Raw genomic sequence first — 25,233 nt, forward strand, 5'->3', positions numbered from 1 at the left:
GTTACTCTCCTTTTAATGCATGTTCGAGCACTTGCTCCATCGTCGCGACCGGAATGAATTCCATTCCTGCGCGGACGCTTTCTGGGATATCATCGATGTCCCGCGTATTGTCTTGCGGCAGCAGAACGGTCGTCAAGCCCGCACGGTGTGCTGCGAGTGACTTCTCCTTTAGTCCACCGATTGGTAAGACACGTCCACGCAACGTGATTTCACCCGTCATTCCGACGTCTCGGCGAACCGGACGTTTTGTTAAAGCGGAAATCAATGCTGTCGCGAGTGTGATCCCAGCAGATGGACCATCTTTTGGTACGGCACCCTCAGGAACGTGGATGTGGATGTCTTGCGTTTCGTAGAAGTTCGGTTCGATGCCAAGCGACGTCGCATTCGCTCGGACGAAGCTGTAGGCGGTCTGAGCCGACTCTTGCATGACATCACCGAGTTTCCCGGTTAACTGCAATTTCCCTTTACCCGGAGCAAGGCTGACTTCGATCGTCAACGTATCGCCCCCAAAAGCAGTATACGCTAAACCAGTCACCGCGCCAATCATATCTTCGAGCTCGCCTTGACCATAGCGGTAAATCGGTTTGCCTAGGAAATCGTCCAGATTACGCTTCGTCACCGTCACCCGTTTCTTCTCCCCCATCGCGATTTGTTTCGCTGCTTTCCGGCAAAGTGAGCCGAGGACACGTTCGAGATTCCGAACACCGGCTTCTCGCGTATAACGACGGACGACTTCTTCTAGCGCGTCTGCTTTGACCGTCAATTGACTCTTTTTCAGACCGTGTTCAGCCAGTTGCTTCGATAAGAGATGACGAACAGCGATCTCCGTCTTCTCTTGTTCCGTATAGCCACCGATTTGAATCAGTTCCATCCGGTCAAGCAACGGTCCGGGGATGTTCGAGACATCGTTCGCTGTCGCGATGAACAGGACATTCGATAAATCGAACGGTTCTTCGATATAGTGATCGGAGAAGCTGTTGTTTTGTTCTGGATCAAGAACTTCGAGCATCGCGGACGACGGATCACCACGGAAGTCATTTGACATCTTATCGATCTCATCGAGCAGGAAGACCGGGTTGTTCGTTCCTGCTTGTTTTAAACCGCGAATGATCCGTCCTGGCATCGCACCGATATACGTCCGGCGATGTCCACGGATTTCCGCTTCGTCGCGCACGCCACCAAGTGAGACACGGACGAACTTCCGCTCAAGTGCTGTAGCAATCGAACGGGCAAGCGACGTTTTCCCGACTCCTGGAGGACCAGAAAGACAAAGAATCGGTCCACGCAATGAGTCGGTCAATTGACGAACGGCAAGATACTCAAGGATTCGTTCTTTGACCTTCTCTAGACCGTAATGGTCCTTTTCAAGCTGTTCCGAAGCAGCTGAGACGTTCAAGAAATCATCGGTTGCTTCATTCCACGGCAATGAGAAGAACCATTCGAGATAGTTGCGAATGACCCCATGTTCGGGACTCGTCGCCGGTACGACCGCTAAACGACTGATTTCCTTCTCGACGTTCGCAACCGTCGTTTCTGGTAAATCAAGCATCGCAAGCTGCTCCCGGTATTTCGTCGCATCGCTTTCAACAGAAGCCGACTCGCCACCGAGTTCTTGTTGAATCGTCTTCAATTGTTCCCGCAAGTAATACTCGCGTTGCGATTGTTCAATCGTCTTCTTCGTCCGTTCACGCATCTCACGTTCGAGTTCGACGACTTCATATTCGTGTTTCATGACGTCAAGCAACATCAATCCTCGTTCGACCGGATCCTGTTGTTCGAGAAACTCCTGCTTCTTCGAAATATCGATTGGTAGCTTCGACGTGATATAGTCCGTCAATGAATCGAGGCGTTCGTATGTCTCGAACCGGCGACGTTCATCGGTTCCGATTCCTTTAATCCGGGAGACGAGTTGACCAAACTGTTCTTTGATGAGACGAACGAGCGCTTCTTGTTTCGCTCCTTTGATGTCCATCTTCTCGATTGGTTCGATGACAGCTTGATAACCCTCGTCCGTCTCCTCGACGTTTTCAATCCGGACGCGTTCCTTCCCGATGACGCGGACACGGACCGTATCATTCCCGAGTTCACTCATCTTCGCAATTTGAACGAGCGTCCCAACCTGATGCAGCCCGTCGACAGACGGCTCTGCTTCTGGATCACGTTGCGTGACGACGACGAGATCGATTTCGTGTTCCTTTGATGCAAGTAAGGCTTTCAAGGATACCGGACGCCCGACATCGATCGTCAATCCGATCAATGGATACGCGACAACACCGCGTAACGGTAAAAGTGGATATTGTTTTTTCTTCATTCGAATTCCTCCTAAACAAAAAGACTCGGAAAGGCGTACAAGTAGCCTCCGAGCCGATTTGTCACGGTGTTACGCCGTTTCTTTTTCTTTCCCATGTTCAATTGTACCATCTTTCAACTCAAGCGTTGGACCGCGTTTACCAGTCAACGTTTCTGCTGTAATGATGACTTTCGCGATGTCTTCACGCGATGGGATTTCGAACATGATATCAAGCATAGTTTCTTCGATGATGGAACGAAGACCACGTGCACCTGTTTTACGTTCGATTGCAAGTTTTGCAATCTCAAGAAGTGCATCTTCCGTGAAGTCGAGTTCGACATCATCAAGTTGAAGCATTTTCTTATATTGTTTCACGAGGGCGTTTTTCGGTTTCGTCAAGATTTGAACGAGTGCCTCTTCATCAAGTGGCTCGAGCGTCGCCATGACCGGCAAACGACCGATGAACTCTGGAATCAAACCGAACTTTTGAAGATCTTCTGGTAATGCAGCTGCCAGAATTTCTTTTTGTGTAAGGTTACGGTTCTCTGAATCGTTTCCGAATCCGATGACTTTTTTACCAAGACGACGTTTGATCGACTGATCGATACCATCGAATGCGCCACCAACGATGAACAAGATGTTCGTCGTATCGATTTGGATGAATTCTTGATGTGGGTGTTTCCGTCCACCTTGTGGCGGTACACTCGCAACCGTTCCTTCCAAAATCTTCAGCAAGGCTTGTTGGACACCCTCACCAGATACGTCACGTGTAATCGACGGATTTTCTGATTTACGAGCGATCTTATCGATCTCATCAATGTAGATGATTCCTTTTTCAGCCTTCTCAACATCATAGTCCGCTGCTTGGATGAGTTTCAACAGGATGTTCTCGACGTCTTCACCGACATAACCGGCTTCCGTCAAACTTGTTGCATCTGCAATCGCAAACGGTACGTTCAAGATACGTGCCATCGTTTGGGCAAGAAGTGTTTTACCGCTACCTGTTGGTCCAATCATGACGATGTTCGATTTCGAAAGCTCGACATCATCTGCGCGACCACCAGCATTGATTCGTTTGTAGTGATTATACATCGCTACAGACAACGACTTCTTCGCTTTTTCTTGACCGATGACATAATCGTCAAGTGTCGTACGAATTTCATGCGGTTTCGGAACATTCTTTAGCTCGACTTCTTCTTCAGTGCCGAGTTCTTCCTCTACGATTTCATTGCAGAGTTCGATACACTCGTCGCAAATGTAAACGCCAGGTCCAGCAACAAGTTTGCGTACTTGTTCTTGTGTCTTTCCACAGAAAGAACATTTTAGCTGACCTTTTTCTTCGTTAAATTTAAACATAAAGGTCCACCCCTTTAACGTGGAAATTGTATGGATGCCTGTAGCATCCCGTCTCACGTTTTACTATTTATGATTGTAGCATGAACAAGGAAAGTCTTTCAAATCCTGGACGAACGATTTACAGTTTGATGTTCTGAACCAAGGATCGTTTGTCCTTGTTTGACCTATCGTACAAAAAAATCGACTCCAAGACCAGAAATTGGGCTTGAAGTCGATCGAAAACCATGAAATGGCTTATTTTGCTTTTGCGTTGTCGACGAGAACATCGATAGCTTTACGGAATTGAAGATCGCCTTTAAGCGTTTCAAGACCACCTTGTGGTGCAAGCATCGTTTCAAGTTGATCTGCAGGGATGTTGTAGAGTTCTGACATTGATTGAAGTTCAGTTTGAGTTTCCTCATCTGTTACTTCGATTTTTTCGTCAGCAACGATTTGCTTGAGGACGAGACGTGCTTTAACGCGCTCTTCCGCTTGCTCTTTCATTTCAGAACGCATTGCCTCTTCTGTCGTTCCAGTCAACTGGAAGTACATGTTGAGGTCGATACCTTGTGATTGAATACGTTGTGTGAACTCTTGAACCATACGCTCGACTTCGTTTTCGACCATGACTTCTGGAAGATCAACTGTCGCGTTTTTCGTAGCCGCTTCGACTAACTCATCGCGCATTGAAGCATCAGCTTCTTGTTTGCGTGTGTTTTCGAGACGCGTACGGATTTTTGTTTTCAACTCGTCGAGTGAAGAAACTTCTTCATCCATTTCTTTTGCGAACTCATCTGTCAATTCAGGGAGCTCTTGTGCTTTGACTTCGTGGATCGTTACTTTGAATGTAACTGGTTTTCCAGCGAGTGATGCTTCGTGGTATTCCTCTGGGAATGTCACTTCAAGATCTTTTTGCTCGCCAGTTTTTAAACCGACCATTTGCTCTTCGAATCCAGGAATGAAGTTTCCAGAACCGATGACGAGTGAGTAGTTCTCAGCAGTTCCGCCGTCGAATTGGTTTTCCCCATCGAAACCTGCGAAGTCGAATACGACTGTATCGCCATTCTCGATGACGCCATCTTCTTTAACGACGAGTTCTGCACCGCGTTCTTGCAATGTTTTGAGTTCAGCGTCGACGTCTTCGTCAGTAACGTTCGTTTCAACTGCTGTGTACTCAAGACCTTTGTACTCACCGAGTGTAGCTTCTGGCTCGATGACGAACGTGATTTTGAATTCGACTGGCTTGCCTTTTTCGAGTGTTTCAACGTCGATGTTCTCAAGCGCGATTGGCTCGATTCCTGATTCGACGACTGCACCTTCGATTGTGTCCTTGTAAAGGATATCGAGTGCATCTTGGTACAGTGCTTCTTCACCGTACATTTTGTTGAACATTGCGCGTGGCATTTTTCCTTTACGGAAACCAGGTGTGTTCAAAGTCTTAACGACTTTCTTGAACGCTTGGTCTACCGCTTTATCAAATGCTTCAGCAGGCGCTTCATACGTGAGGACGCCGAGGCTACCTGATTGTTTTTCCCATTTTGCAGTCATGCTGAGTCCCTCCAAAATTGTCAATTAGCGTACATGTGTGTACAACAAGTCACATTATAGCACAATCGTTCTGACGATTACCACTGTTGAACGAATCGTTTCCTGATGTCTCAATCGAAGTAAATTTGCTCGAATGCAATGACTTCCGGATAAAGGATATGTGCCGCTCGATATAACCGCTTCGCCAGCGGACTGAGGATACGTTCGGGTTCTTCACGTTCAAATGTCAGACCTGCGAGTTCTTCGCATGCTGCGAGCCACTTCTCCATGTCTGATCCGATTCGTTCTCGTTCTTCAAGATGAATCAGTTGATCCGATCGCAAGACGAGCAACGCTCGGAACGGATCCATTCGCTCTAACGTATGCATCGATGCCAGTAACGCTTGTTGCTCCTGTTGATGTACCAGCAGGATTTCTTCTAACTCTTCGCGTGACGAGATCGTCCAGTCTACATCTAAGTGTGGCACATGAATGCTTACCGGATATGGCACGTGATCAAGCAAGCCTCCTAATAACTGATCAATGACGAGTAGACTTTGATGTGCTGTCTCTTGCGCCTGAAGGTATTTTTGTGTGATGTATGCAATGAGCTCAGATGTCCGTTCGAATTCCACACCGGTCAATTGGCGCATTTGTTCGACCCAACTGCCGTGTCGCAACACATGCATCAATTCCGTTGCTGCTGTTACCTCACGCTGCGCAACAGGGTTGTTTTGAACTGCCGGCTTTTGTTCGCGAACACGCATCTGTTGTTTGATTTCATCTAATCGAAGCGCGAGCCCATAAGGCAGATACGGTGACGCCGAGCGCAAAGCGAGTTTCATCGGATAACGTTCTCCGAGTTCATAAAGAAAGAGTGCGAGCACTTGCTCGACACCCTCGACTTCAAGAAAACGTTCTGCCACTGTTTCAAATCGTTCACGGTCATGCATTAAGAGTGGTTGAATGACATAGAGCCGGTGTAAGACATCTTCTCCTGTCAATTGGTCAGTCTCTAATTCCATAATCAATTGTTCTTGTTTAGAAGCGGGCAAACGAAGAATCCGCGCTCGTTCTACTTCTAGTTCATGTTCCATCCAGCGCGATGTCCCCATATTCCGGCACTCCTTCATATTCAACTTCTTATTTCGTAAATGGATCGAGTAAAGACGTCCAGTTCGTGATCGCTTCTTGAAGTTGTCCCGCCTGCTCGATTCCTAATCGATTCAACGTATCTAATGAGACGTCAGCTTCAAGTAATCGAGCGATATCTTCCGATTGATTCACGTACTGCTCGAGTTTTGCACTTAAATTTTGCAATTCTTGCGGCGGATTTTCAAGTCCCGCTAATCGTTGATCGATTTGATCCAGTTCTTGATTGAACTGATCAATCGTTCCGTTTTCCTTCAACTTTTCGATTTGTTGATCGAGTGCCTGTTCAGGGTTCGCAGATTCACGCGCTGTCGTAGCCGCCTCATTCAAGGAAGCCGACAAATCTGACGTGACTTGTGCTGTATCTTTTGCAATGCCTTGAAGTTCTCCAGCGTAATCGACACTATTTTTTACATCGTTGACTTGTTGTTTTGCATCGTCGACTGTATTTGAAATCTCACTACATCCAGCAAGAAACGTACTTAGCACAAGGACTGCTCCAACTTTCTTCCACATAGCATTCATCCCTTTCGAGTTCATGATACCTTAATTATAATCGAAAATCGGAATAAAAAAAAGAGACCACCCTCGTAAGGGCAGTCTCTATTTTAATTATAGCGTCCCAAGAGGGATTCGAACCCCCGACCGACGGCTTAGAAGGCCGTTGCTCTATCCTGCTGAGCTATTGGGACGTGTCAACACGAATAAACTATACTAGAACAATTCTTTCGTGTCAATCACATTACAAACATTGCAATTATTTTATTACAAAAATGTTCCGTCCAGATGAAGGGCATTTACCGGATCACCGTTCACATCAAGAAAATCGACAGAATAACGGTTTTGATCCACTTCAAGAATCGCATACGTCTTGTCTGGTCGATGACGTGGCATCCGGATTGAACCTGGATTGATGAATAACACACCGTCCCGATATTCAGCCTTCGCCACATGGGAATGACCATATAAGACGATGTCCGCCTGCTTTTCCTTCGCATGATGCTGTAAGACATCTAGACTGTATTTGACGTCCTGCCGATGTCCGTGGACACAGAGGATGGTATGACCATCCATTTCCGATACGACTTCTTCCGGAAAATCGTGTCCGTAATCGCAATTCCCTCGCACAACACGATATGGATATAATGATTCGATGTCGCGCGTCAATTGGGAGTCCCCACAATGAAATGCCGCATCTACGTCTTGGTGACGTTCGAATATCGTAAGCAATTCTTGTTCTAGTCCATGACTATCACTAACGATCAACGCTCTCATCTTCATCACACTCCTAAGAAAGTAGTTAAGTCCTGTTCGAGCTTGCGCAATGCATTGCCACGATGACTAATCATCGCTTTTTCTTCTTTCGTCAATTCAGCAGCCGTCTGTCCGCTTTCTGTGACGAACAATGGATCATAACCGAAACCGTTCGAACCCGACGCCTCAAAACCGATTCGCCCTTCCATCGTTCCACGAACCGTCAATGTCTCACCCGTTGGTTTCGCTAGCGCGAGTACACAAACGAAGCGCGCCGTCCGCTCTTCCTCCGGAACACCTTCTAACTTTTCAAGTAGTAGAGCATTGTTCGCCGCATCGGACTTTTCAAAACCCGCAAAGCGTGCTGAGTAGACGCCGGGAGCGCCATCTAAAGCATCGACTTCAAGACCTGAATCATCAGCAAGTACAGCGTGGCCAAAGTAGGCTGCTGCCTCTGTTGCTTTTAAAAGTGCATTCTCCTCGAATGTCTCACCTGTTTCATCCGTTTCCGGAGCATCGGCGTGATCGAGTAACGACTCGACCGTATAACCGAGACGACCCAGCATGCTTTCAAGTTCCTTCACTTTACCTGCATTGTGTGTTGCGACGATGACCTTCATCTATGTTCCCCCACTTCTTCTCCTACATACCACCAAGAGACACCGAGTGCCTCACGGCCAGCCTCAATCAGTTCCTTAATACCTTTTTCCCCAAGTTCGAGCATTTCGAGCATCTCTTGACGGGAAAATGTCGACTCTTCTCCTGTTGCTTGCATCTCGACGATTTTACCCGATGAGGTCATGACGAGATTGAAGTCGACTTCCGCCGCAGCGTCCTCTTCATAGCATAGATCGAGCAAGACATTCGACTCGACGATTCCAACAGAGATCGCTGCGATGCCTTCTTTGATTGGTGTATCTGTCAGTTTTCCCGCTTGAATCAATTGATCGACTGCCCGGACGAGTGCCAAAAAACCACCAGTGATCGATGCCGTTCGTGTTCCACCATCTGCTTGAATAACATCACAGTCGATCCAGATTGTTCGTTCCCCGAGCTTCTCTAAATCGACGACTGCTCGAAGCGAGCGACTAATCAGACGTTGGATTTCCATCGTCCGTCCCGTCTGCTTGCCGCGGACGGCTTCTCGTGCGGTCCGCTGAGCCGTCGCACGTGGTAACATCGAATATTCCGCATTGATCCAGCCCTGGCGTTTACCGCGAAGGAACGGTGGCACCTTCTCCTCGACGGTCGCCGTACAGAGGACTTTCGTATCTCCCAGTTCAATCAAGACAGAACCTTCTGCGTGTTTATTGACATCAATCGATAATTGAATAGGACGGAGATGATCCGCCGTTCGTTGGTCTATCCGCATTTAATCTTCCTCCGTTCCAAGCACGATGCGCTCCGCATGGATGGTCTGATCGAGCCAGTCCGTCGCAATCTGATCAAATGAGCGGATATCGCCTGTCGCGTAATAACGATGTTCCGGAATTTGTGTCACATCTGCTGAAATCGTATTGTAATCAAGTAGTGCTGCTACCTCGAGCGCTGTCTCGTCTCCTGAAGAGATTAGCTGGACGCCTGGTCCGATGACCCGTCCAATCACATCTGCTAGAAGCGGGTAATGGGTGCACCCGAGGATCAATGTATCCATATCGTAATTCATCAATGGTCGTAATGTATTGGCAACGACACGTTCGACGTACGCACCATCTGTCTGCATCGACTCGACGAGCGGAACGAATGGCGGGCACGCTAACGATTCGACGACGACTTTCCCTTCGACATGGCGTAACGCCTTCTCGTAGGAATTACTTGTAATCGTCATCTTCGTTCCAATGACACCGATTCGTTTCGTGCGCGTCACCTTAACTGCCGCGCGGGCTCCCGGATCAATGACACCGATGACAGGTATATTTAAACGTTCTCGCGCTTCTTTTAAGACGACAGCCGTGGCTGTGTTACAGGCGATCACGATCAATTTCACATCTTGTTGCACGAGATAATCAATCATCTCCCACGTAAACTCACGAATCTCTTCTTCTGGGCGAGGACCATACGGACACCGCAATGTATCCCCGACATAGATGATTCGCTCATGGGGCAACTGTCGCATCAATTCACGTGCGACCGTCAACCCACCGACTCCGGAATCCAGTACTCCAATCGCTCGATTCACTCTTCTCCACCTCTTTCTCTCATTCCTATGGTAACAAAAAAGGACGACGGTGCAAGACCGGCGTCCGAGAATGTACGATTACAGGATTACTGAGCAAGACCTTCGCTAGTCAGCATATCTGAAAGAGTCGTGATTGCTTCAGAAGCATCGTCACCGTTTGCAACGATTTTGATATCTGAATCTTTCGCGATTCCGAGTGAAAGAACACCCATGATTGACTTCAAGTTGACAGTCTTCCCGTTGTATTCCAAGTTGATGTCTGATTGGAATTTAGAAGCTGTGTTGACGAGCTGAGTAGCCGGACGAGCGTGAATGCCTGAATCCGCGATGACTTTGAATGTTTTTTCCATGATTAAGAAATCTCCCTTCACTAATAACGTACTAGTGAGTCGTTTTCTAATATGTGAACTCATTATCAAATGATAACGGATTCGAATCGATTCTGCAAGGAATTTTTATACGCTTCACTCCATGGGAATGCTTTCCCCGAACGATCGATTTGTACCATAGATGTCCGTCCCGTGAACATCAATTTACCTTGCTCATCAAATGCCGCATAGTGGACGTCACACGATGCACTACCGACATGTACCGGATACGCATAGACAGCGAGACGCGCCCGTGGATAGACTTGGCGAATATAGTTACACTGAGCATCGGCGACGACGATAATGCCGTCTTCTGCAAGCGAATATCCTGTTTCCTCTAACATCAATGTCCGAACGTCTTCAAAATAGACGAACGGTACTCGGTTATTCATATGACCATAGGCATCCGTCTCCGCAAAACGAACAGCGACGTCGAGTCGTGTGCCATGTTTCATCTGTTCAAGCCATGACTCAAGTTCTGGAATATAAGCTGGTACGCGCACAATGAGTTCCTCCTGTCTGAATGAAAAAAGAAGGAGCAAGCTCCTTCTTTGATAAATCATGAACTAACGGCTTCACCTGTTCGTCCTTCGTCACTACCGAAGAACTTTTTGAATGAATGAAGTGTCGTCTGACGGTTCATCGCCGCGATTGAAGTCGTCAGCGGAATCCCTTTCGGACAAACCTCAACACAGTTTTGAGCGTTACCGCACTGCATGATCCCGCCATCTTCCATTAACGCTTCAAGGCGTTCTTCCTTGTGGAAGGCACCTGTCGGATGCGAGTTGAATAGACGAACTTGTGAGATCGATGCTGGTCCGATGAATGTCGAACGATCGTTGACGTTCGGACATGCCTCGAGACACACACCACACGTCATACATTTCGATAACTCATATGCCCATTGACGTTTGTTCTCTGGCATCCGTGGTCCTGGACCTAAGTCGTACGTTCCATCGATCGGGACCCATGCTTTGACTTTCTTCAGCGCATCGAACATGCGTTGACGGTCGACTTGAAGGTCACGAACGATCGGGAACGTCTGCATAGGTTGAAGGCGGATCGGTTGTTCGAGTTTATCAACGAGTGCCGTACACGACTGACGTGGTGTACCGTTGATGACCATCGAACAAGCGCCACAGACTTCTTCTAGACAACCCATGTCCCAGTTGATCGGTGTCGTTTTTTCACCGGCTGCATTCACAGGGTTCCGGCGAATCTCCATTAAAGCAGAGATGACGTTCATGTTCGGACGGTACGGAATTTCAAACGCTTCATCATACGGTTTACCATCAGGTCCATCTTGACGTTGAACGATGAATTGAACCGATTTTTGCGTAGTAGATGATTCGAGTGGTGTCGCCATTATGCTTTCACCTCTTTCTTCGACTTCTTGCTGTAATCGCGTTTCCGTGGTGGAATCAACGACGTGTCGACGTCTTCATAGAAGATTTCCGGATGACCGTTCGTGTAACGTGCCATCGTCGTCTTCAAGAACTGTTCATCATTACGTTCCGGGAAGTCCGGTTTATAGTGCGCTCCGCGACTCTCGTCACGTTTTAAAGCACCGAGCGTGATTGCTTCAGCTAGGTCGAGCATGTGATCGAGCTGACGGATGAACGATGCCCCTTGGTTACTCCAACGTGCTGTATCCGTTGCCGAGATGCGTGTGAAGCGATCGCGGAGTTCCTTGATTTTTGTCAGTGTCTCTTCGAGCTTATCGTTGTACCGGACGACCGTGACGTTATCCGTCATGATTTCTCCAAGCTCACGGTGGATTTGATACGCGTTTTCCGTACCTTCCATTGATAGGATATCGTTGAAGCGGTTGATTTCTTCGATTTTATGCGCTTCGACCACGTCCTCACTCATCTCATGAACCGATGTCTCGAGTTCATTCATATAAGCAATGGCTGATGGTCCAGCGACCATTCCGCCGTATACCGCAGAGAGAAGTGAGTTCGCTCCGAGACGGTTACCACCATGCATCGAATAATCACATTCACCAGCTGCGAACAATCCAGGGATGTTCGTCATTTGATCGTAGTCGACCCATAGTCCACCCATTGAGTAGTGAACAGCAGGGAATATCTTCATTGGTACTTTTCGTGGATCGTCACCGACGAACTTCTCGTAGATTTCAAGGATCCCACCGAGTTTGACGTCAAGTTCTTTTGCGTCTTTATGCGATAGATCCAGATAGACCATGTTCTCCCCGTTGACGCCGAGTTTTTGATTGACACAGACGTCGAAAATCTCACGTGTCGCGATATCCCGTGGAACAAGGTTTCCGTATGCCGGATATTTCTCTTCGAGGAAATACCAAGGCTTACCGTCTTTATACGTCCAGACGCGACCACCCTCACCTCGTGCTGATTCACTCATGAGACGTAACTTATCGTCTCCAGGAATCGCTGTCGGGTGAATTTGGATGAATTCACCGTTCGCATAGATCGCACCTTGACGATAGACAGCAGCTGCAGCTTGTCCTGTGTTGATGACCGAGTTCGTCGATTTTCCGAAGATGACCCCAGGACCACCCGTCGCGAGGATGACAGAATCCGCGGCAAATGCCTCGATTTCCATCGTCCGGAGGTTTTGACAAACTGCTCCACGACAGATGCCATTGTCATCGATGATGGCACGAAGGAATTCCCATCCTTCATATTTTTCTACCAAACCTTGCGCTTCGAACTTACGAACCTGTTCATCTAATGCGTACAACAGTTGTTGTCCTGTCGTCGCTCCAGCGTATGCCGTCCGGTGATGCAACGTTCCGCCGAAACGTCGGAAGTCGAGTAAGCCTTCCGGTGTCCGGTTGAACATGACGCCCATCCGGTCGAACATATGAATGATTTTCGGCGCTGCTTCCGCCATTTTTTGAACAGGTGGTTGATTTGCGAGGAAGTCCCCACCGTATACCGTGTCATCGAAATGCTGGTATGGTGAATCGCCTTCCCCTTTTGTATTGACCGCTCCGTTGATGCCACCTTGTGCACAAACAGAGTGTGAGCGTTTGACGGGTACGAGTGAGAATAACTTAACTGGTACGCCTTGCTCCGCTGCTTTTATCGTAGCCATCAGACCGGCAAGCCCTCCGCCGATGATGACAAGATTCTTGTTCGCCATGTTGTCAGTTCCCCTTTCCTTACAACACGCCTGCAAACGTTAAGATCGAGCGTACGCCTACAAACGATAAACCGATGAATACGAGTGCTGCCACGTAAGACATCGCCCGTTGAGATGCTGGTGACTGCGTGATTCCCCATGTGATGCAGAACGTCCAAAGTCCGTTCGCAAGGTGGAATGTCGTCGCCAAGATCCCGACGATATAGAACGCGAGCATGAATCCGTTATCGACGATGTTCTGCATCATGCTTGCATCGACTGGTGTTCCCATCGCAGCGGCAATCCGTGTTTCCCAAACGTGCCACGTGATGAACACGACAAGGAATACACCGCTGAACCGTTGCAGTACATACATCCAGTTCCGGAAGTATGTATAACGCCCTGTGTTCGCAGATCCGGTGAATGCGATGTACACACCGTAGACGCCATGCAAGATGATTGGAATGAAGATGACAAAGATCTCTAAGAACAATCGATACGGAACGTTCCCCACGAATTCCGCGGCCTTATTGAAGTCTTCCTCACCACGTACGATGAAGTAGTTCGTCGTTAAGTGCGAAAGTAAAAATAACCCGATTGGAATGACGCCGAGCAGTGAGTGTATTTTACGACTCACGAAATCACGATGATTCGCCATCCAAATCCCCCCTTTTGTTTGCCAATCAACCGTTGGCGCATTTTGGTAGAAAAGCGCTTTCATAAGGAAATTCGTCTTTTCATCACTTATTCTACTCCTGTCCTTTTTAGAAGACAACCCGAGCCGTTGCATTTAACTGCAAATTTTTTTAGGAAAACAATGACCGACAAGAATCATCTCGGTATAATGGTTCACAGATAGGAGTGAATCATGATGGATGCTACACCAAAACAAACACCACTTTTCGGTATCGAATTGATCCGAGATTATGTGCTGACCGATCTTCTCGGATCGGATTATCGGCAAGTCATCTACTGGGCAGGTAAACGTCTAGCGCGTCAATTCCCTGTCGTAGATGAATCTGAATTAGCCTCATTTTTTGAACAAGCAGGTTGGGGAACGCTCGAAATCAAGAAACGTAAAGGCACGGTCGTCTTGTTCGTGCTGTCTCCTCCTGATACGACGAGAAATGAACGACCACAAGGGTACTTCCAACTCGAAGCCGGTTTCCTCGCTGAACAGTTCTCCCGTTTTAACGGATGTGTCGCGGAAGGATATGCCGAGTTAACTAAAGAGCTCGTTCAAATCACAGTCCAAATCGATCCTAAAGATCCACTTGAACCGCTCAAGTGAAATTTACATAAAACGTGACAGGAATCTTGATTTTCAACATCGAAGTAGATTCATGAAACTTTTTGCAGTAAGTGCTCGTAAAATCAGTCGTACACAAATCGCGAGGAGGAACTTCACATGTTCAAAAAACTAGCAGCAGATTTAACGGGATTCAGTGATATCGGACAAGTCATTCATCCTGATGATTTCGACAAAGCAGCCGCTGACGATTATGTCTTACATGAAGACGGCGAGAAAATCTACTTCTTGATCAAATCTAAATCTGACGAGTATTGCTTTACGAATCTGGCTTTGATTCACCTCGATGGAGAAAGTGCCGTCAGTTCAAAACGTGTACTCTACCGCTATCCGTATGCACATTATCCGATTCGCCACGTCATGTTCGAAACGGCGGGAACGGTCGATCTTGATGTCGAGATCAAATTCGAGATCGGTGGCAAACATTATTCGATCGACGTCGATAAAAAACAACTCGAACATGTGAAAGATCTTTACAAAACACTTCTTGCTATCGCTGAAAAACAGTATGAAGGACAAAAGATGCTAGAGTTCGCGAACAGCTCATTGAATCATTCGGTCACGATTCTCGGCGGACTTCGTCAAGGTGACATGAACGTACCGCAAACATTCAAGGAGTTGTCTGAACAATCCTTCGAGTGGCTTCAAGGTCACTACCATCAGTGGAACCAACGTGACTTTGGTTCATACTACGAAAAGTACATCAACAACTAATCACTAAAAAAGCCGCCCTCTTCAAGAGGACGGCTTTTTTCATTCTTCATTCGCTTGACTTAAATATTCAGCGACGGTTTCCGCTAACTTGACAGGCAATCCTGCTTCCGCCAACTGTTCGATCGTTGCGCGTCGCAAGCTGCGCATCGATCCGAAATGACGAATCAACTGCTGGCGTCGTTTCGGTCCAACTCCTGGAATCTCGTCGAGCAAGGAACGGGTCATCCCTTTCGAGCGGAGCGAGCGGTGGAACGTGATTGCAAACCGGTGGACTTCATCTTGCATGCGTTGGAGCAAATAAAACGCACTCGAACGCGGACTTAGTTCAATTAACTGTGCTCCTTCTCCAAACAACAATTGACTCGTTCGGTGTTTGTCATCCTTTTTTAATGACCCGACTGGAAGGGATAAGCCGAGTTCATCTTGAATGACTTCTAAAGCAGCATTCAACTGTCCAACTCCTCCGTCAATCAGGACGAGGTCCGGAAGGCGCGCTCCTTCAAGTAACAATCGTCGATAACGCCGACGCACGATTTCTCGCATTGATTCATAGTCGTCCGGTCCATGGACTGTTCGAATCTTGAATTTTCGGTATTCCTTTTTAAGTGGCTTACCGTCTTCAAAGACGACGAGTGCCGAAACGGCATCCGCACCTTGAATGTTCGCATTATCGATGATCTCGATCCGGGACAATGGATGAACGTCGATCGCATCGGCGAGTTCTTCGACTGCTTGAACGGTCCGTTTCTCGTCTTTCGCTAACAACTCGAAGCGTTCCGAGATCGCATTTTCAGCATTCTTCGTCGCTAAATCAAGTAATTTCCGTTTTGATCCTCGGACCGGAACGTGAATTTTAATCGATAGCGCCTCTTTGAGTAACAACTGATTGACGAGTGGCGGTACATAGACTTCACTTGGCTTGATGTTCTTTTCGTAGAACTGGACGATGAAGCTCTCGAGCTCTTCTGCCGGCGTACCATAGATCGGGAAGAGCGAGACATCGCGCTCGATCATCTTTCCTCCACGGAGGAAGAACACTTGGACACACATCCAGCCTTTATCGACATGAATCCCGAATACATCACGCGACGTCAAATCTGCTGTAATCATATTCTGTTTGTTCATGATCGATTCAATCGCTCGCACTTGGTCGCGCAATTCTCCGGCACGTTCGAATTCCATCGTCTCGGCTGCTTCCGCCATCTTGTGCTTCAAGCTTTCAACGAGTTCCTTCGTGTCGCCCGACAAGAACCGCCGGATTTCCGATACGAGTGCTTTTTGTTCCGATTCAAGATTCGGGATTTCACATGGGCCGAGACATTGTCCAATATGATAATACAGACAGAGTTTCTTCGGCATCGGCTGACATTTACGTAACGGATATAAACGATCTAACAGACGTTTTGTTTCGTTCGCTGCATACGCATTCGGATACGGACCGAAGTAATGACCGCCGTCCTTTTTTAACTTACGTGTCGTAATCAATCGTGGATAGGTCTCATTCGTAATTTTCAAGTACGGGTAAGATTTATCATCCTTCAGCATGATATTGTATTTCGGATCATGTTTCTTAATTAGTGTCATCTCAAGCAGCAACGCTTCGAGTTCACTGGCTGTGATGATGTATTCGAAATCACGGACTTCCGCGACGAGACGTTCCGTCTTAATATCATGTGCTCCCGTGAAATAAGAGCGGACTCGGTTTTTGAGATTTTTTGCTTTTCCGACATAGATGACTTCGCCGAATTCGTTTTTGTGTAGATAACATCCCGGCTCATCCGGCAAAAGGGATAGTTTCGCTTTGATATGTTCTTGATGTCCCAAATAAATGTCTCCTTTCACCGTTTTTAGTTTTATTCGTTCGGGTAAATACCATACATTGATTATGACATACGGAGGATGAAAAATGCGTACATATGATTGCATTGTGATTGGAACAGGTTCTGCTGGAAATCAAGCGGCTTATAAATTCATCGAAAAAGGACTACGTGTTGCCATCGTTGAGAATTTCACTCCAGGAGGTACATGCGCACAGCGTGGATGTGACGCAAAAAAAATCTTACTGACAGGTAGTGAGACGAAAGATGCGGTCGAGCGATTGCTCGGATACGGTGTAAAGGGTCTGATTTCGATTGATTGGCGCCAATTGATGGAGCGAAAGAATGAATACACACGCGCCATCCCGGAGCAAACTCGAAAACGTTACGCGGAAACGGACATCGACTATTTCCATGGAGAACCGCATTTCGTGTCTTCACATCGTCTTCGAATTGGTGAAGAAGAAATCGAAGGGAAACAGTTTTTAATCGCAACCGGTTTACGACCTCGCGAATTATCTGTACCCGGTAGTGAGCGTTTCATAACAAGTAATGAGTTTCTTGAACTGAAAGAACTTCCACGCCGACTCGTCTGCATCGGTGGCGGTTATATCTCGTTCGAGTTCGCCCATCTCGCTCGTATTGCTGGCGCAGACGTCACGATCGTCTTACGTTCTAACGCCTTAAAACAATTCGAGAGCGAATTGGTCGATGTGCTATTAGAAGCCACACGGGCACTTGGTATCTCGATCATCAAAGAAGCAGAAGTCGTCGCTTACGAAGAGGAATCCCTTTATTTATCGAACGGCGACGTCTTGAAGACAGATATCGTCTTGAATGCGACTGGACGTGTCGCAAGTATCGACCAGCTTGGTCTCGAAGCCATTGGCGTTGCGCATAACGAAAAAGGAATCCATGTCAATGCGTACCTTCAGTCTTCCGTCGAACATATCTATGCTGCAGGAGACGTCGCTGTCAGCGGGAATCCTGCCTTGACACCGTTCGCTGGAACCGAAGGACGACTCGCTGCTGATAACATGCTCGAAGGGAACAATCGGAAACTAGAGCTGCTTCCTGTACCTAGCGTCGTATTCACCGCGCCGAACCTCGCCCTCGTTGGTGAGACGGAAGCTGCTTTGAAAAAAGCAGGTATTCCTTATCGTGGTCGCTTGATTGATACGTCCGCTTGGCAAACGAACGCACGGATCAAGGACAGTTTCGCTCGGGCGAAAGTGCTCGTCGGGGAAGATGATCAAGTCCTTGGCGCACACTTCATCGGTGTCAATGCAGCGGAACTAGCAAACTATTTCTCGTTTGCGATGCAGCACCGGATTCCAAGTACTTCGATGCAACAGACTGGATTCGCTTACCCGACACCTGCTTCAGACATCGCTTCGTTATTCGAGGATTGACAGGAGGCTTTTGGATGATCCAATACGGCTATACAATTTTATACGTTGAAGACACGGCACGGACGCTGGCATTCTATCGAGACGTTCTTGGACTACCCGTCAAGGCGGAGCACGGGAGCTACATCGAGTTCGAGACCGGTCAGACGACACTCGCCTTCAATACGCGTGAAGACGTGCAACAGTTGATTCCGGATTACCCGATACCAAGTGGAAAAACACAACAGACGTTAGAGATTGGTTTCATCACGGATGACGTCCCGACTCTTTTTCAGAAGGTGGTGGAGGCAGGATATGAGACCATCCTCGCTCCTACTCAAAAACCATGGGGGCAAGTCGTCGCCTATGTCCTCGACCCCGATGGTCACCTGATTGAACTTTGTACGCCAATGTAATCTAAAAAAACAGACCGTTCTGCCTGTGCAGAACGGTCTGTTTTGATATGCAGGAAAGAATTAGTTAGATGTTTCAACAAATTCTTTAAGTGCGTCTTTTGGCATGAAGCCCATTGTTTTGTTGACAGGTTGTCCATCTTTGAAGAGAACGAGTGTCGGAATACTTTGAACTTGGAATGCTCCAGCTACTTCTGGGTTTGCATCTACGTCGACTTTGACGATTTTTACATCTTGCATGTCAGCATCGAGTTCTTCAAGAACAGGTGCGAGCATACGACATGGTCCACACCATGTTGCCCAAAAATCAACAAGGACGAGTCCTTCTTGTGTTTCTTCTTTAAATGATTGGCTAGTTGCGTGTACGATTGCCATTGATCATAACCTCCTAATGAGTAGATCGACCCGGTTAAAAAATGGGTGATCTCTTTATTGATTCGAGTATATCATAGCAGTCTCTTCCAACAAACGAAACTGCTCACGCGAAAAATCCGCAAAAACAACCGGCACCATGATAATGGTACCGGCCTTCAAACTTATCCGTGAACGAGCATTTTTTTGAATTCTGCTGTCAATAATGGCACGACGTCGAACAAATCTCCGACGATGCCATAGTCCGCGACAGAGAAGATGTTCGCTTCCGGGTCTTTATTGATCGCAACGATGACTTTCGCATTTGACATCCCTGCTAAGTGTTGGATCGCACCTGAGATCCCGCACGCGATATAAAGGTCCGGTGTAACGACTTTCCCCGTCTGACCGATTTGAAGGGCATAATCGCAGTAATCCGCATCACAAGCACCACGCGAAGCACCGACTGCTCCTCCGAGGACATCTGCTAGTTCTTGTAACGGTGCGAAGCCGTCCGAGCTCTTGACACCGCGTCCACCTGCGACGATGACTTTTGCCTCTGATAAGTCAACGCCGCCAGTTGCTTTGCGTACGATGTCTGCGACGATCGTCCGTAAATCCTTCAGTTCGACTGTGACCGACTCGACCGTCCCTTGTGAACTACCTGCTTCGAGTGGATCGATGTTGTTCGGGCGGACCGTAAAGAGCGTCTTGCCTTCTGCGACTTTGACTTTTTCAAATGCTTTCCCCGAGTAGATCGGGCGAACGAATGACGCATCCGCGCCTTCCCCTTCAATCGCCGTCACGTCACTGATCAAACCGGCTTGCAATTTTGCCGCGATTTTCGGTGATAGATCCTTGCCGAGCGACGTATGTCCGAAGACGAGCACGTCGGGTGACGTCCGGTTCATCAACTCGAGGAAGACTTGTCCGTAACCGTCTGGCGTGTAGTGTAGAAGACGCTCATCCTCGACGACGAGCACCTGGTCCGCTCCGCGTGATGCTAGTGCATCCGCATCCTTTGCAACATCGTGTCCAATCAGGACTGCGATGACTTCGTCAGCGACACGTCGCGCTGCTGCGATTGCCTCAAACGACACATTCCGTAAACTGCCATCCCGTGATTCTGCGAGTACTAATGCTTTTGTCATTCGTTTCTCCCCCTTAGACCACTTTTGCTTCGTTGCGTAATAATGATGCGAGCTGTGCGACTTGCTCGTTTAGTTCACCTTCAAGGATCTTACCGGCTGCTTTGTTCGGTGGTAAGAAACGCTCGATCGTCTCTAGACGTGGTGTGAGTTCGTCTTCATCCAGTTCGAGATCATCAAGTTCGAGTTCTTCTAGCGGCTTTTTCTTCGCTTTCATGATCCCCGGAAGACTTGGGTAACGTGGTTCGTTCAACCCTTGTTGTGCAGTCACGAGTAACGGAAGTGTTGTTTCGATTGTCTCCGTATCCCCTTCAGCGTCGCGTGTTACGACAGCTTTCGTACCGTCGAGCTCTAGTTTCGTGATCGTCGTCACATAAGGGATGTCGAGTAATTCTGCGACGCGTGGTGCTACTTGACCACTTCCGCCATCAACTGCGACGTTTCCGGCGATGACGAGATCAACCGTTTGTTCCTTCAAATAACCAGCGAGCACTTCAGAAATCGTGAAATGATCTGCCTCTTCGATATCATCTTCAATCGAGATGCGAACTGCTTGGTCCGCTCCCATTGCGAGTGCTGTTCGTAATTCCTTGTCCGCATCTTCCGGTCCGACCGTCACGACCGTCACCGTTCCCCCTTGTGCATCACGGACACGAATCGCTTCTTCTACCGCATACTCATCGTACGGGTTAATGATGAACTCAGCGCCATCCTCATCGATTTGACCATTCTCGAGTTGGATTGCTTCTTCCGTATCAAACGTGCGTTTCAACAGTACATAGATTTCCATCTCATGCTCCCCCTTGTCGTCTATTCACCATCATTCTTTGTATCCGCTTACATGATTGTTGTCATGAAAAGGGCTTAACTCAGCCCTTTGATCAACATCCGATGAATCCCGTCACGTGTCTCAAGCAACTCATATTTGAATCCACTTGCCATCCAGCTCGTCACGACCTCATCGATCGTTCCGAAAATCATCTGACGTGCTAATCGATAATCGAGTTCGTTTGAAAACTCACCTGTCGTCATCCCGTGCTTGACGACTCGGTCAATCAGATGCAAGTACGGTTTCAAGACGGCAGCGATGTTTTGACGCATGTCTTGGTTCGATTGACGCAATTCGATCTGCGTGACGACCGCTAAATCATAGTCGACGGATAATTGCTCGAGGTGCGCCTCGATCAATGCTGCCAATTGTTCCGTCGCTGACGTATGGCTCGCGATTTGTCCTTCGGAATATTCGATGAAACTTCCCATTTTCGCTTGGAAGAGCGAAATCAAGAGATGTTCTTTATTCTTGAAGTACAGATAAATCGTTCCATCCGCAACTCCGGCTTCCTTTGCAATGGCAGTCACTTTCGCTCCATGGTAGCCGTTCTTAGCGATGACTTTTACGGCGGCATCAATGATGCGGTCACTCTTTGACATTGTTCGTTTCATTCCACTATCTCCTAACGCATAAAATGAATGATGGTTCATTCATATTTATTCTATCATGCCATTTTATCCTGTCAACTGCTTTCTTCGAGTTGTTTGGCACGTTCTTCTTCAACGAGAACACGGCGGAGAATCTTACCAACGAACGTCTTCGGTAACTCTTGCCGGAATTCGTACTGCTTCGGTACTTTGAACGATGCTAACTGTTTACGACAGAATTGATCGAGTTCTTCTTCCGTGACCGTCATCTCATCCTTGACGACGATGAACGCCTTGACGGTCTCTCCGCGGTAGACATCTGGAACACCGATGACGACCGCTTCTTTGACGGCTGGGTGTTCATATAGGATTTCTTCGACTTCACGTGGATAAATGTTGAATCCAGAAGCAATGATTAAATCTTTTTTCCGATCGACGATTCGGAAGTAATGATCCTCACCGATATATCCAAGGTCTCCCGTATGCAACCAACCGTTTCGCAGTACCGCTTGCGTGTCTTCTGGTCGTTTCCAGTATCCTTTCATGACTTGCGGACCTGTGACGATGATCTCACCAATCTCACCTGGAGCAGCTGGTGTCTCTCCGTCTGCTTGGACGATTTTCGCTTGCGTATCGGGCACCGGAATACCGACCGTTCCAGGAATCCGACGATCCCAGATACAGTTCGTATGCGTCACCGGACTCGTTTCAGACAGACCGTATCCTTCAACGATCCGCCCACCCCACCCGTCCCAGCGCTTCGAATTTTTCCTGCACTTCGACAGGTAGTGGAGCTGAACCAGAAATACAGGCTTCAATCGAAGAGAGATCATACTTCTTCAGCTTCGGATGATTCAATAGACCGACATACATCGTCGGAGCACCTGGGAACAGATTCGGTTTTTCCTTATGAATCGTCTTGAGTACCTGTTCAATATCGAATTTTGGAACGATGATTTGTTCATAGGCATTAAATATGCCGAAATTGAGGTTACACGTCATGCCATAGACATGGAAATAAGGAACGACTGCTAACAGCTTCCGTCCATCTCCTCGATTATATTTATAGAACCACTTGTCAATCTGTTCGACGTTTGCACTCAAATTGAAGTGTGTCAACATGACACCTTTGGGTGCGCCTGTCGTTCCACCCGTATATTGGAGAACCGCGACGTCCTCCTTCGGTTGAATCGCGACTGGTGTAATCGGCTCATACCCCCGCAAAGATAAAAACGGAATCGAACCTGTCGTATCAATGATGATGTTGTTATCTTTCCGTGCTTTAATCGGATACAGTTTATTTTTAGGGAAGGGAAGGTAATCCGCGATACTTGTCGTCACGACCGTCTTAAGTGTCGTCGCCGCTTTGACACGAGACGCTTTCGGATAAAGTAGATCAAGCGTCACGAGTAGATGTGCTCCCGAATCGACGAGAATCTGTTCAAGTTCACGGTCTGTATAGAGTGGATTCACTTGGACGACGATACCACCTGCATAGAGAACCGCATAATAACTGATCATATACTGGGGACAGTTCGGTAACATCAGTCCGACGCGATCCCCTTTTTTTAGTCCGTGCTCTTGTAACAGGCTTCCAAGTGCGCGGGCCTCGTCACGTACTTCACGAAACGTCATACGTTTTCCTAAGAAACTCAAGGCACGTTGTTCTGGAAAATCGGTCGCTGCCTCATCGAGTGCCTGATAAAGAGGTAATTCTCGATAATCAATCGATGCGGGTACTTGCTCGGGATAATCAGATAACCAAACGGATTCCATACGTTTCCCTCCCAGATAATGAATTACTATTCATTTTTATTATACGTTGATTCCAATTCGACATGCCAGTAAAATCCAAAAAAGAAATCGAATCTGCTTGTTTTTTTTTCGATTCTTTCAATCGAGAATCATACAAAAAAGCAGTACTTCCCTTTCTCGTTTCCGAAAAAGAAGCAGCACTGCTTTTTAATAGACATCACCGGGATGGATACGTGAATCCTTCTCCAATGACTTCGCGCACTTTATGAATGACGACGAAGGCGCGGGGATCCGCTGCTTCGACGATCTGTTTCAACGGTGCCAGTTGTCGTTTATCGACGATCATATACAACATATCATTTTTTTGTTTCGTGAAATGACCGTGACTGTGAATGACCGTTGCACTACGGCCGAGCGTCTCTGTCAGGATTGTCGCGATTTCCTCTTGGCGATGACTGATGATCGTGACCGCTTCGCGGACATTCAATCCTTCGCTGACGAGATCAATCAAGTACGAACCGATGATGATCGCAATCAACGTATACAGCATCGTCTCTTCTCCGAATAGGAACCCTGATGCGCCGACGACTGCGACGTCGATGATGAACATCGAAACCGCGATACTGAGATTGAGATACTTATTCATCAATCGAGCGATGATCACACCCCCACCCGTCGTTCCTCCAGCACGAATAACAAGTCCGATTCCGACACCAATCAGAATACCCGCATAGACCGTACCAATTAAACGGCTATCCGATGATGTCGCTAGATTTGCTGTCGAAGAGAGGACAAACGATGTGACGGCGACCGAGATGACGGAGTAAAGCATCGTCTTCCGGCTAAGGAATCGATAACCGACGACGAACAGCAAAGCGTTCGCAATCAGGGAAACAAGTCCCGTATCCCAGCCATAGAGGTAGTAGAAGATGACCGTGATCCCGATCAATCCACCTTCTGATAAATCGTTTGGAATCGTAAAGTAATTGATGCCAAAGGCAAGAATGGCTGATCCAATGATGACCCAAAAAATATCCTTCCAAGAAATTAATTGCATTGCTTCAAAAGCACGGCGTCTTGTTTCTACCGTTGTTGTTTTTCGTACGTTCATATGCGTTCCTCCTTTTTTGATTAGGCGTGGCTTCCAATAAAAATTCCGTACTGAAACGATGTCAGTACGGAATGATCACACGGTAAGACCGGTTCTTTTAATTAAATACAATCCAAAGGATACCGACGACCAAAAAGGCGATCGAAACCCCGAACATGATTTTCGCTAAACGTTCTAACACGGATTCACCCCACTAACGCTGATCCGATGACGTAGGACATGCCGATCGATAAGGCACATGAAATAATACCGACAGCAATGTTGCCGTTCTCGATTTCACGGTCTACCGGCAAATTCGGTGTCAGGAATTCAAAGATCCAGTATGTCGATATCAACAGTAAGAAGCCAAAAGCACTTTCAAGAAATATCGACCCGACCCGTTCTTCCCCTTGAACAGCGAAATGAACGATATTGGCGAGTCCGATGATTTTTCCACCTGTTGCTAACGCAACGGCGATGTTGCCACTCTTGATATGTTCCCAGTTTTTATACCGGGTTGTCAACTCAAAAAGTGCAAGTCCTAAAATGATCAGTAATCCCGCGACCGAATAGAGCGCTGTCGTATAGACATAGACGTTCTCAAAAATGTTCATCC

Annotated in this window: 25 protein-coding genes, 1 tRNA gene and 1 pseudogene; 4 read left to right on the forward strand and 23 right to left on the reverse strand. The window is 47.5% G+C overall.

The genetic code is table 11. The annotated features are described in order from the left end of the window. Position 1: 1 nt before the first annotated feature. From lon to EXW93_RS11470, 15 genes are all read right to left on the reverse strand, one after another. The gene (gene lon, locus EXW93_RS11400; RefSeq protein ID WP_023468976.1) at positions 2–2,311 is read right to left on the reverse strand and encodes an endopeptidase La; all 2,310 of its coding nucleotides are present in this window, start codon (positions 2,309–2,311) and stop codon (positions 2–4) included. Positions 2,312–2,380: 69 nt separating this feature from the next. Then, positions 2,381–3,646 carry an ATP-dependent protease ATP-binding subunit ClpX gene (clpX, locus tag EXW93_RS11405; protein WP_023468977.1) on the reverse strand — a complete coding sequence of 422 codons (1,266 nt, stop codon included), beginning with the start codon at positions 3,644–3,646 and terminating at the stop codon, positions 2,381–2,383. Positions 3,647–3,880: 234 nt separating this feature from the next. After that, positions 3,881–5,173 (reverse strand): trigger factor, encoded by a 1,293-nt coding sequence (gene tig / locus EXW93_RS11410; RefSeq protein ID WP_023468978.1) that lies wholly within the window; start codon positions 5,171–5,173, stop codon positions 3,881–3,883. A 110-nt stretch (positions 5,174–5,283) separates the two neighbouring features. Continuing rightward, positions 5,284–6,267 (reverse strand): hypothetical protein, encoded by a 984-nt coding sequence (locus EXW93_RS11415; RefSeq protein WP_023468979.1) that lies wholly within the window; start codon positions 6,265–6,267, stop codon positions 5,284–5,286. Between the two features lie 28 nt (positions 6,268–6,295). Next, positions 6,296–6,820 (reverse strand): hypothetical protein, encoded by a 525-nt coding sequence (locus tag EXW93_RS11420; RefSeq protein ID WP_231681742.1) that lies wholly within the window; start codon positions 6,818–6,820, stop codon positions 6,296–6,298. A 102-nt stretch (positions 6,821–6,922) separates the two neighbouring features. After that, positions 6,923–6,996, reverse strand: a tRNA-Arg gene (locus tag EXW93_RS11425). A gap of 73 nt (positions 6,997–7,069) precedes the next feature. Beyond that, positions 7,070–7,579, reverse strand: a complete 510-nt coding sequence (locus EXW93_RS11430) for a metallophosphoesterase family protein (protein ID WP_035396591.1) — start codon at positions 7,577–7,579, stop codon at positions 7,070–7,072. Between the two features lie 5 nt (positions 7,580–7,584). Continuing rightward, positions 7,585–8,178: an XTP/dITP diphosphatase gene (locus EXW93_RS11435; RefSeq protein WP_035396589.1), complete on the reverse strand. Its 594-nt coding sequence runs from the start codon at positions 8,176–8,178 to the stop codon at positions 7,585–7,587. Next, positions 8,175–8,930, reverse strand: coding sequence for a ribonuclease PH (gene rph, locus EXW93_RS11440; RefSeq protein WP_058713783.1), 756 nt, complete (start codon positions 8,928–8,930; stop codon positions 8,175–8,177). The genes EXW93_RS11435 and rph overlap by 4 nt, the downstream gene beginning before the upstream one ends. Then, entirely contained in the window at positions 8,931–9,737 is an 807-nt protein-coding gene (gene racE / locus EXW93_RS11445) for a glutamate racemase (protein WP_174316478.1), read from the reverse strand. Positions 9,738–9,823: 86 nt separating this feature from the next. Continuing rightward, positions 9,824–10,087, reverse strand: coding sequence for a phosphocarrier protein HPr (locus EXW93_RS11450; RefSeq protein WP_012371023.1), 264 nt, complete (start codon positions 10,085–10,087; stop codon positions 9,824–9,826). Between the two features lie 65 nt (positions 10,088–10,152). Further along, complete coding sequence (locus EXW93_RS11455; RefSeq protein ID WP_174316479.1) at positions 10,153–10,608, reverse strand: acyl-CoA thioesterase; 456 nt, start codon at positions 10,606–10,608, stop codon at positions 10,153–10,155. Positions 10,609–10,664: 56 nt separating this feature from the next. Beyond that, positions 10,665–11,471, reverse strand: a complete 807-nt coding sequence (gene sdhB, locus EXW93_RS11460) for a succinate dehydrogenase iron-sulfur subunit (protein WP_023468986.1) — start codon at positions 11,469–11,471, stop codon at positions 10,665–10,667. After that, the gene (gene sdhA, locus EXW93_RS11465) at positions 11,471–13,234 is read right to left on the reverse strand and encodes a succinate dehydrogenase flavoprotein subunit (RefSeq protein ID WP_023468987.1); all 1,764 of its coding nucleotides are present in this window, start codon (positions 13,232–13,234) and stop codon (positions 11,471–11,473) included. The genes sdhB and sdhA overlap by 1 nt, the downstream gene beginning before the upstream one ends. Positions 13,235–13,253: 19 nt before the next feature. Then, entirely contained in the window at positions 13,254–13,871 is a 618-nt protein-coding gene (locus EXW93_RS11470; protein ID WP_029342294.1) for a succinate dehydrogenase cytochrome b558 subunit, read from the reverse strand. Positions 13,872–14,081: 210 nt separating this feature from the next. Here EXW93_RS11470 and EXW93_RS11475 point away from each other — a divergent pair, with 210 nt between their 5' ends. Beyond that, positions 14,082–14,504 (forward strand): YslB family protein, encoded by a 423-nt coding sequence (locus EXW93_RS11475; RefSeq protein WP_254606203.1) that lies wholly within the window; start codon positions 14,082–14,084, stop codon positions 14,502–14,504. Between the two features lie 117 nt (positions 14,505–14,621). Beyond that, positions 14,622–15,236 (forward strand): PH domain-containing protein, encoded by a 615-nt coding sequence (locus tag EXW93_RS11480; RefSeq protein ID WP_023468990.1) that lies wholly within the window; start codon positions 14,622–14,624, stop codon positions 15,234–15,236. Between the two features lie 39 nt (positions 15,237–15,275). On the opposite strand, the gene uvrC is transcribed toward EXW93_RS11480, so the two are convergent. Then, on the reverse strand, positions 15,276–17,060 hold the full coding sequence (uvrC, locus tag EXW93_RS11485; RefSeq protein WP_055968736.1) for an excinuclease ABC subunit UvrC: 1,785 nt from the start codon (positions 17,058–17,060) through the stop codon (positions 15,276–15,278). Positions 17,061–17,142: 82 nt separating this feature from the next. On the opposite strand from uvrC, the gene EXW93_RS11490 reads away from it, so the two are divergent. Further along, complete coding sequence (locus EXW93_RS11490; protein ID WP_023468992.1) at positions 17,143–18,465, forward strand: dihydrolipoyl dehydrogenase family protein; 1,323 nt, start codon at positions 17,143–17,145, stop codon at positions 18,463–18,465. A 14-nt stretch (positions 18,466–18,479) separates the two neighbouring features. Then, positions 18,480–18,857, forward strand: a complete 378-nt coding sequence (locus EXW93_RS11495) for a VOC family protein (RefSeq protein ID WP_023468993.1) — start codon at positions 18,480–18,482, stop codon at positions 18,855–18,857. Positions 18,858–18,917: 60 nt separating this feature from the next. Here the strand turns inward: EXW93_RS11495 and trxA are convergent, their stop codons facing one another. The 7 genes and pseudogenes from trxA to EXW93_RS11530 all read right to left on the reverse strand — a co-directional run bounded on the left by trxA (position 18,918) and on the right by EXW93_RS11530 (position 25,231). Continuing rightward, the gene (trxA, locus tag EXW93_RS11500) at positions 18,918–19,229 is read right to left on the reverse strand and encodes a thioredoxin (RefSeq protein ID WP_023468994.1); all 312 of its coding nucleotides are present in this window, start codon (positions 19,227–19,229) and stop codon (positions 18,918–18,920) included. A gap of 161 nt (positions 19,230–19,390) precedes the next feature. Next, entirely contained in the window at positions 19,391–20,356 is a 966-nt protein-coding gene (locus EXW93_RS11505) for an electron transfer flavoprotein subunit alpha/FixB family protein (RefSeq protein ID WP_035396582.1), read from the reverse strand. Positions 20,357–20,369: 13 nt separating this feature from the next. Beyond that, complete coding sequence (locus EXW93_RS11510) at positions 20,370–21,143, reverse strand: electron transfer flavoprotein subunit beta/FixA family protein (protein WP_023468996.1); 774 nt, start codon at positions 21,141–21,143, stop codon at positions 20,370–20,372. Between the two features lie 74 nt (positions 21,144–21,217). Continuing rightward, positions 21,218–21,796, reverse strand: a complete 579-nt coding sequence (locus tag EXW93_RS11515) for a fatty acid metabolism transcriptional regulator FadR (protein ID WP_023468997.1) — start codon at positions 21,794–21,796, stop codon at positions 21,218–21,220. A gap of 71 nt (positions 21,797–21,867) precedes the next feature. Next, positions 21,868–23,548 (reverse strand): annotated as a pseudogene (locus EXW93_RS11520) (AMP-binding protein). Between the two features lie 196 nt (positions 23,549–23,744). Next, complete coding sequence (locus EXW93_RS11525) at positions 23,745–24,638, reverse strand: YitT family protein (protein WP_174316480.1); 894 nt, start codon at positions 24,636–24,638, stop codon at positions 23,745–23,747. Between the two features lie 185 nt (positions 24,639–24,823). After that, entirely contained in the window at positions 24,824–25,231 is a 408-nt protein-coding gene (locus EXW93_RS11530) for a DUF350 domain-containing protein (RefSeq protein ID WP_023469001.1), read from the reverse strand. Between the last annotated feature and the right edge of the window lie 2 nt (positions 25,232–25,233).

This window comes from Exiguobacterium sp. JMULE1, from assembly GCF_013337175.1.
In the GTDB taxonomy this organism is placed as follows: Bacteria; Bacillota; Bacilli; order Exiguobacteriales; family Exiguobacteriaceae; genus Exiguobacterium_A; species Exiguobacterium_A indicum.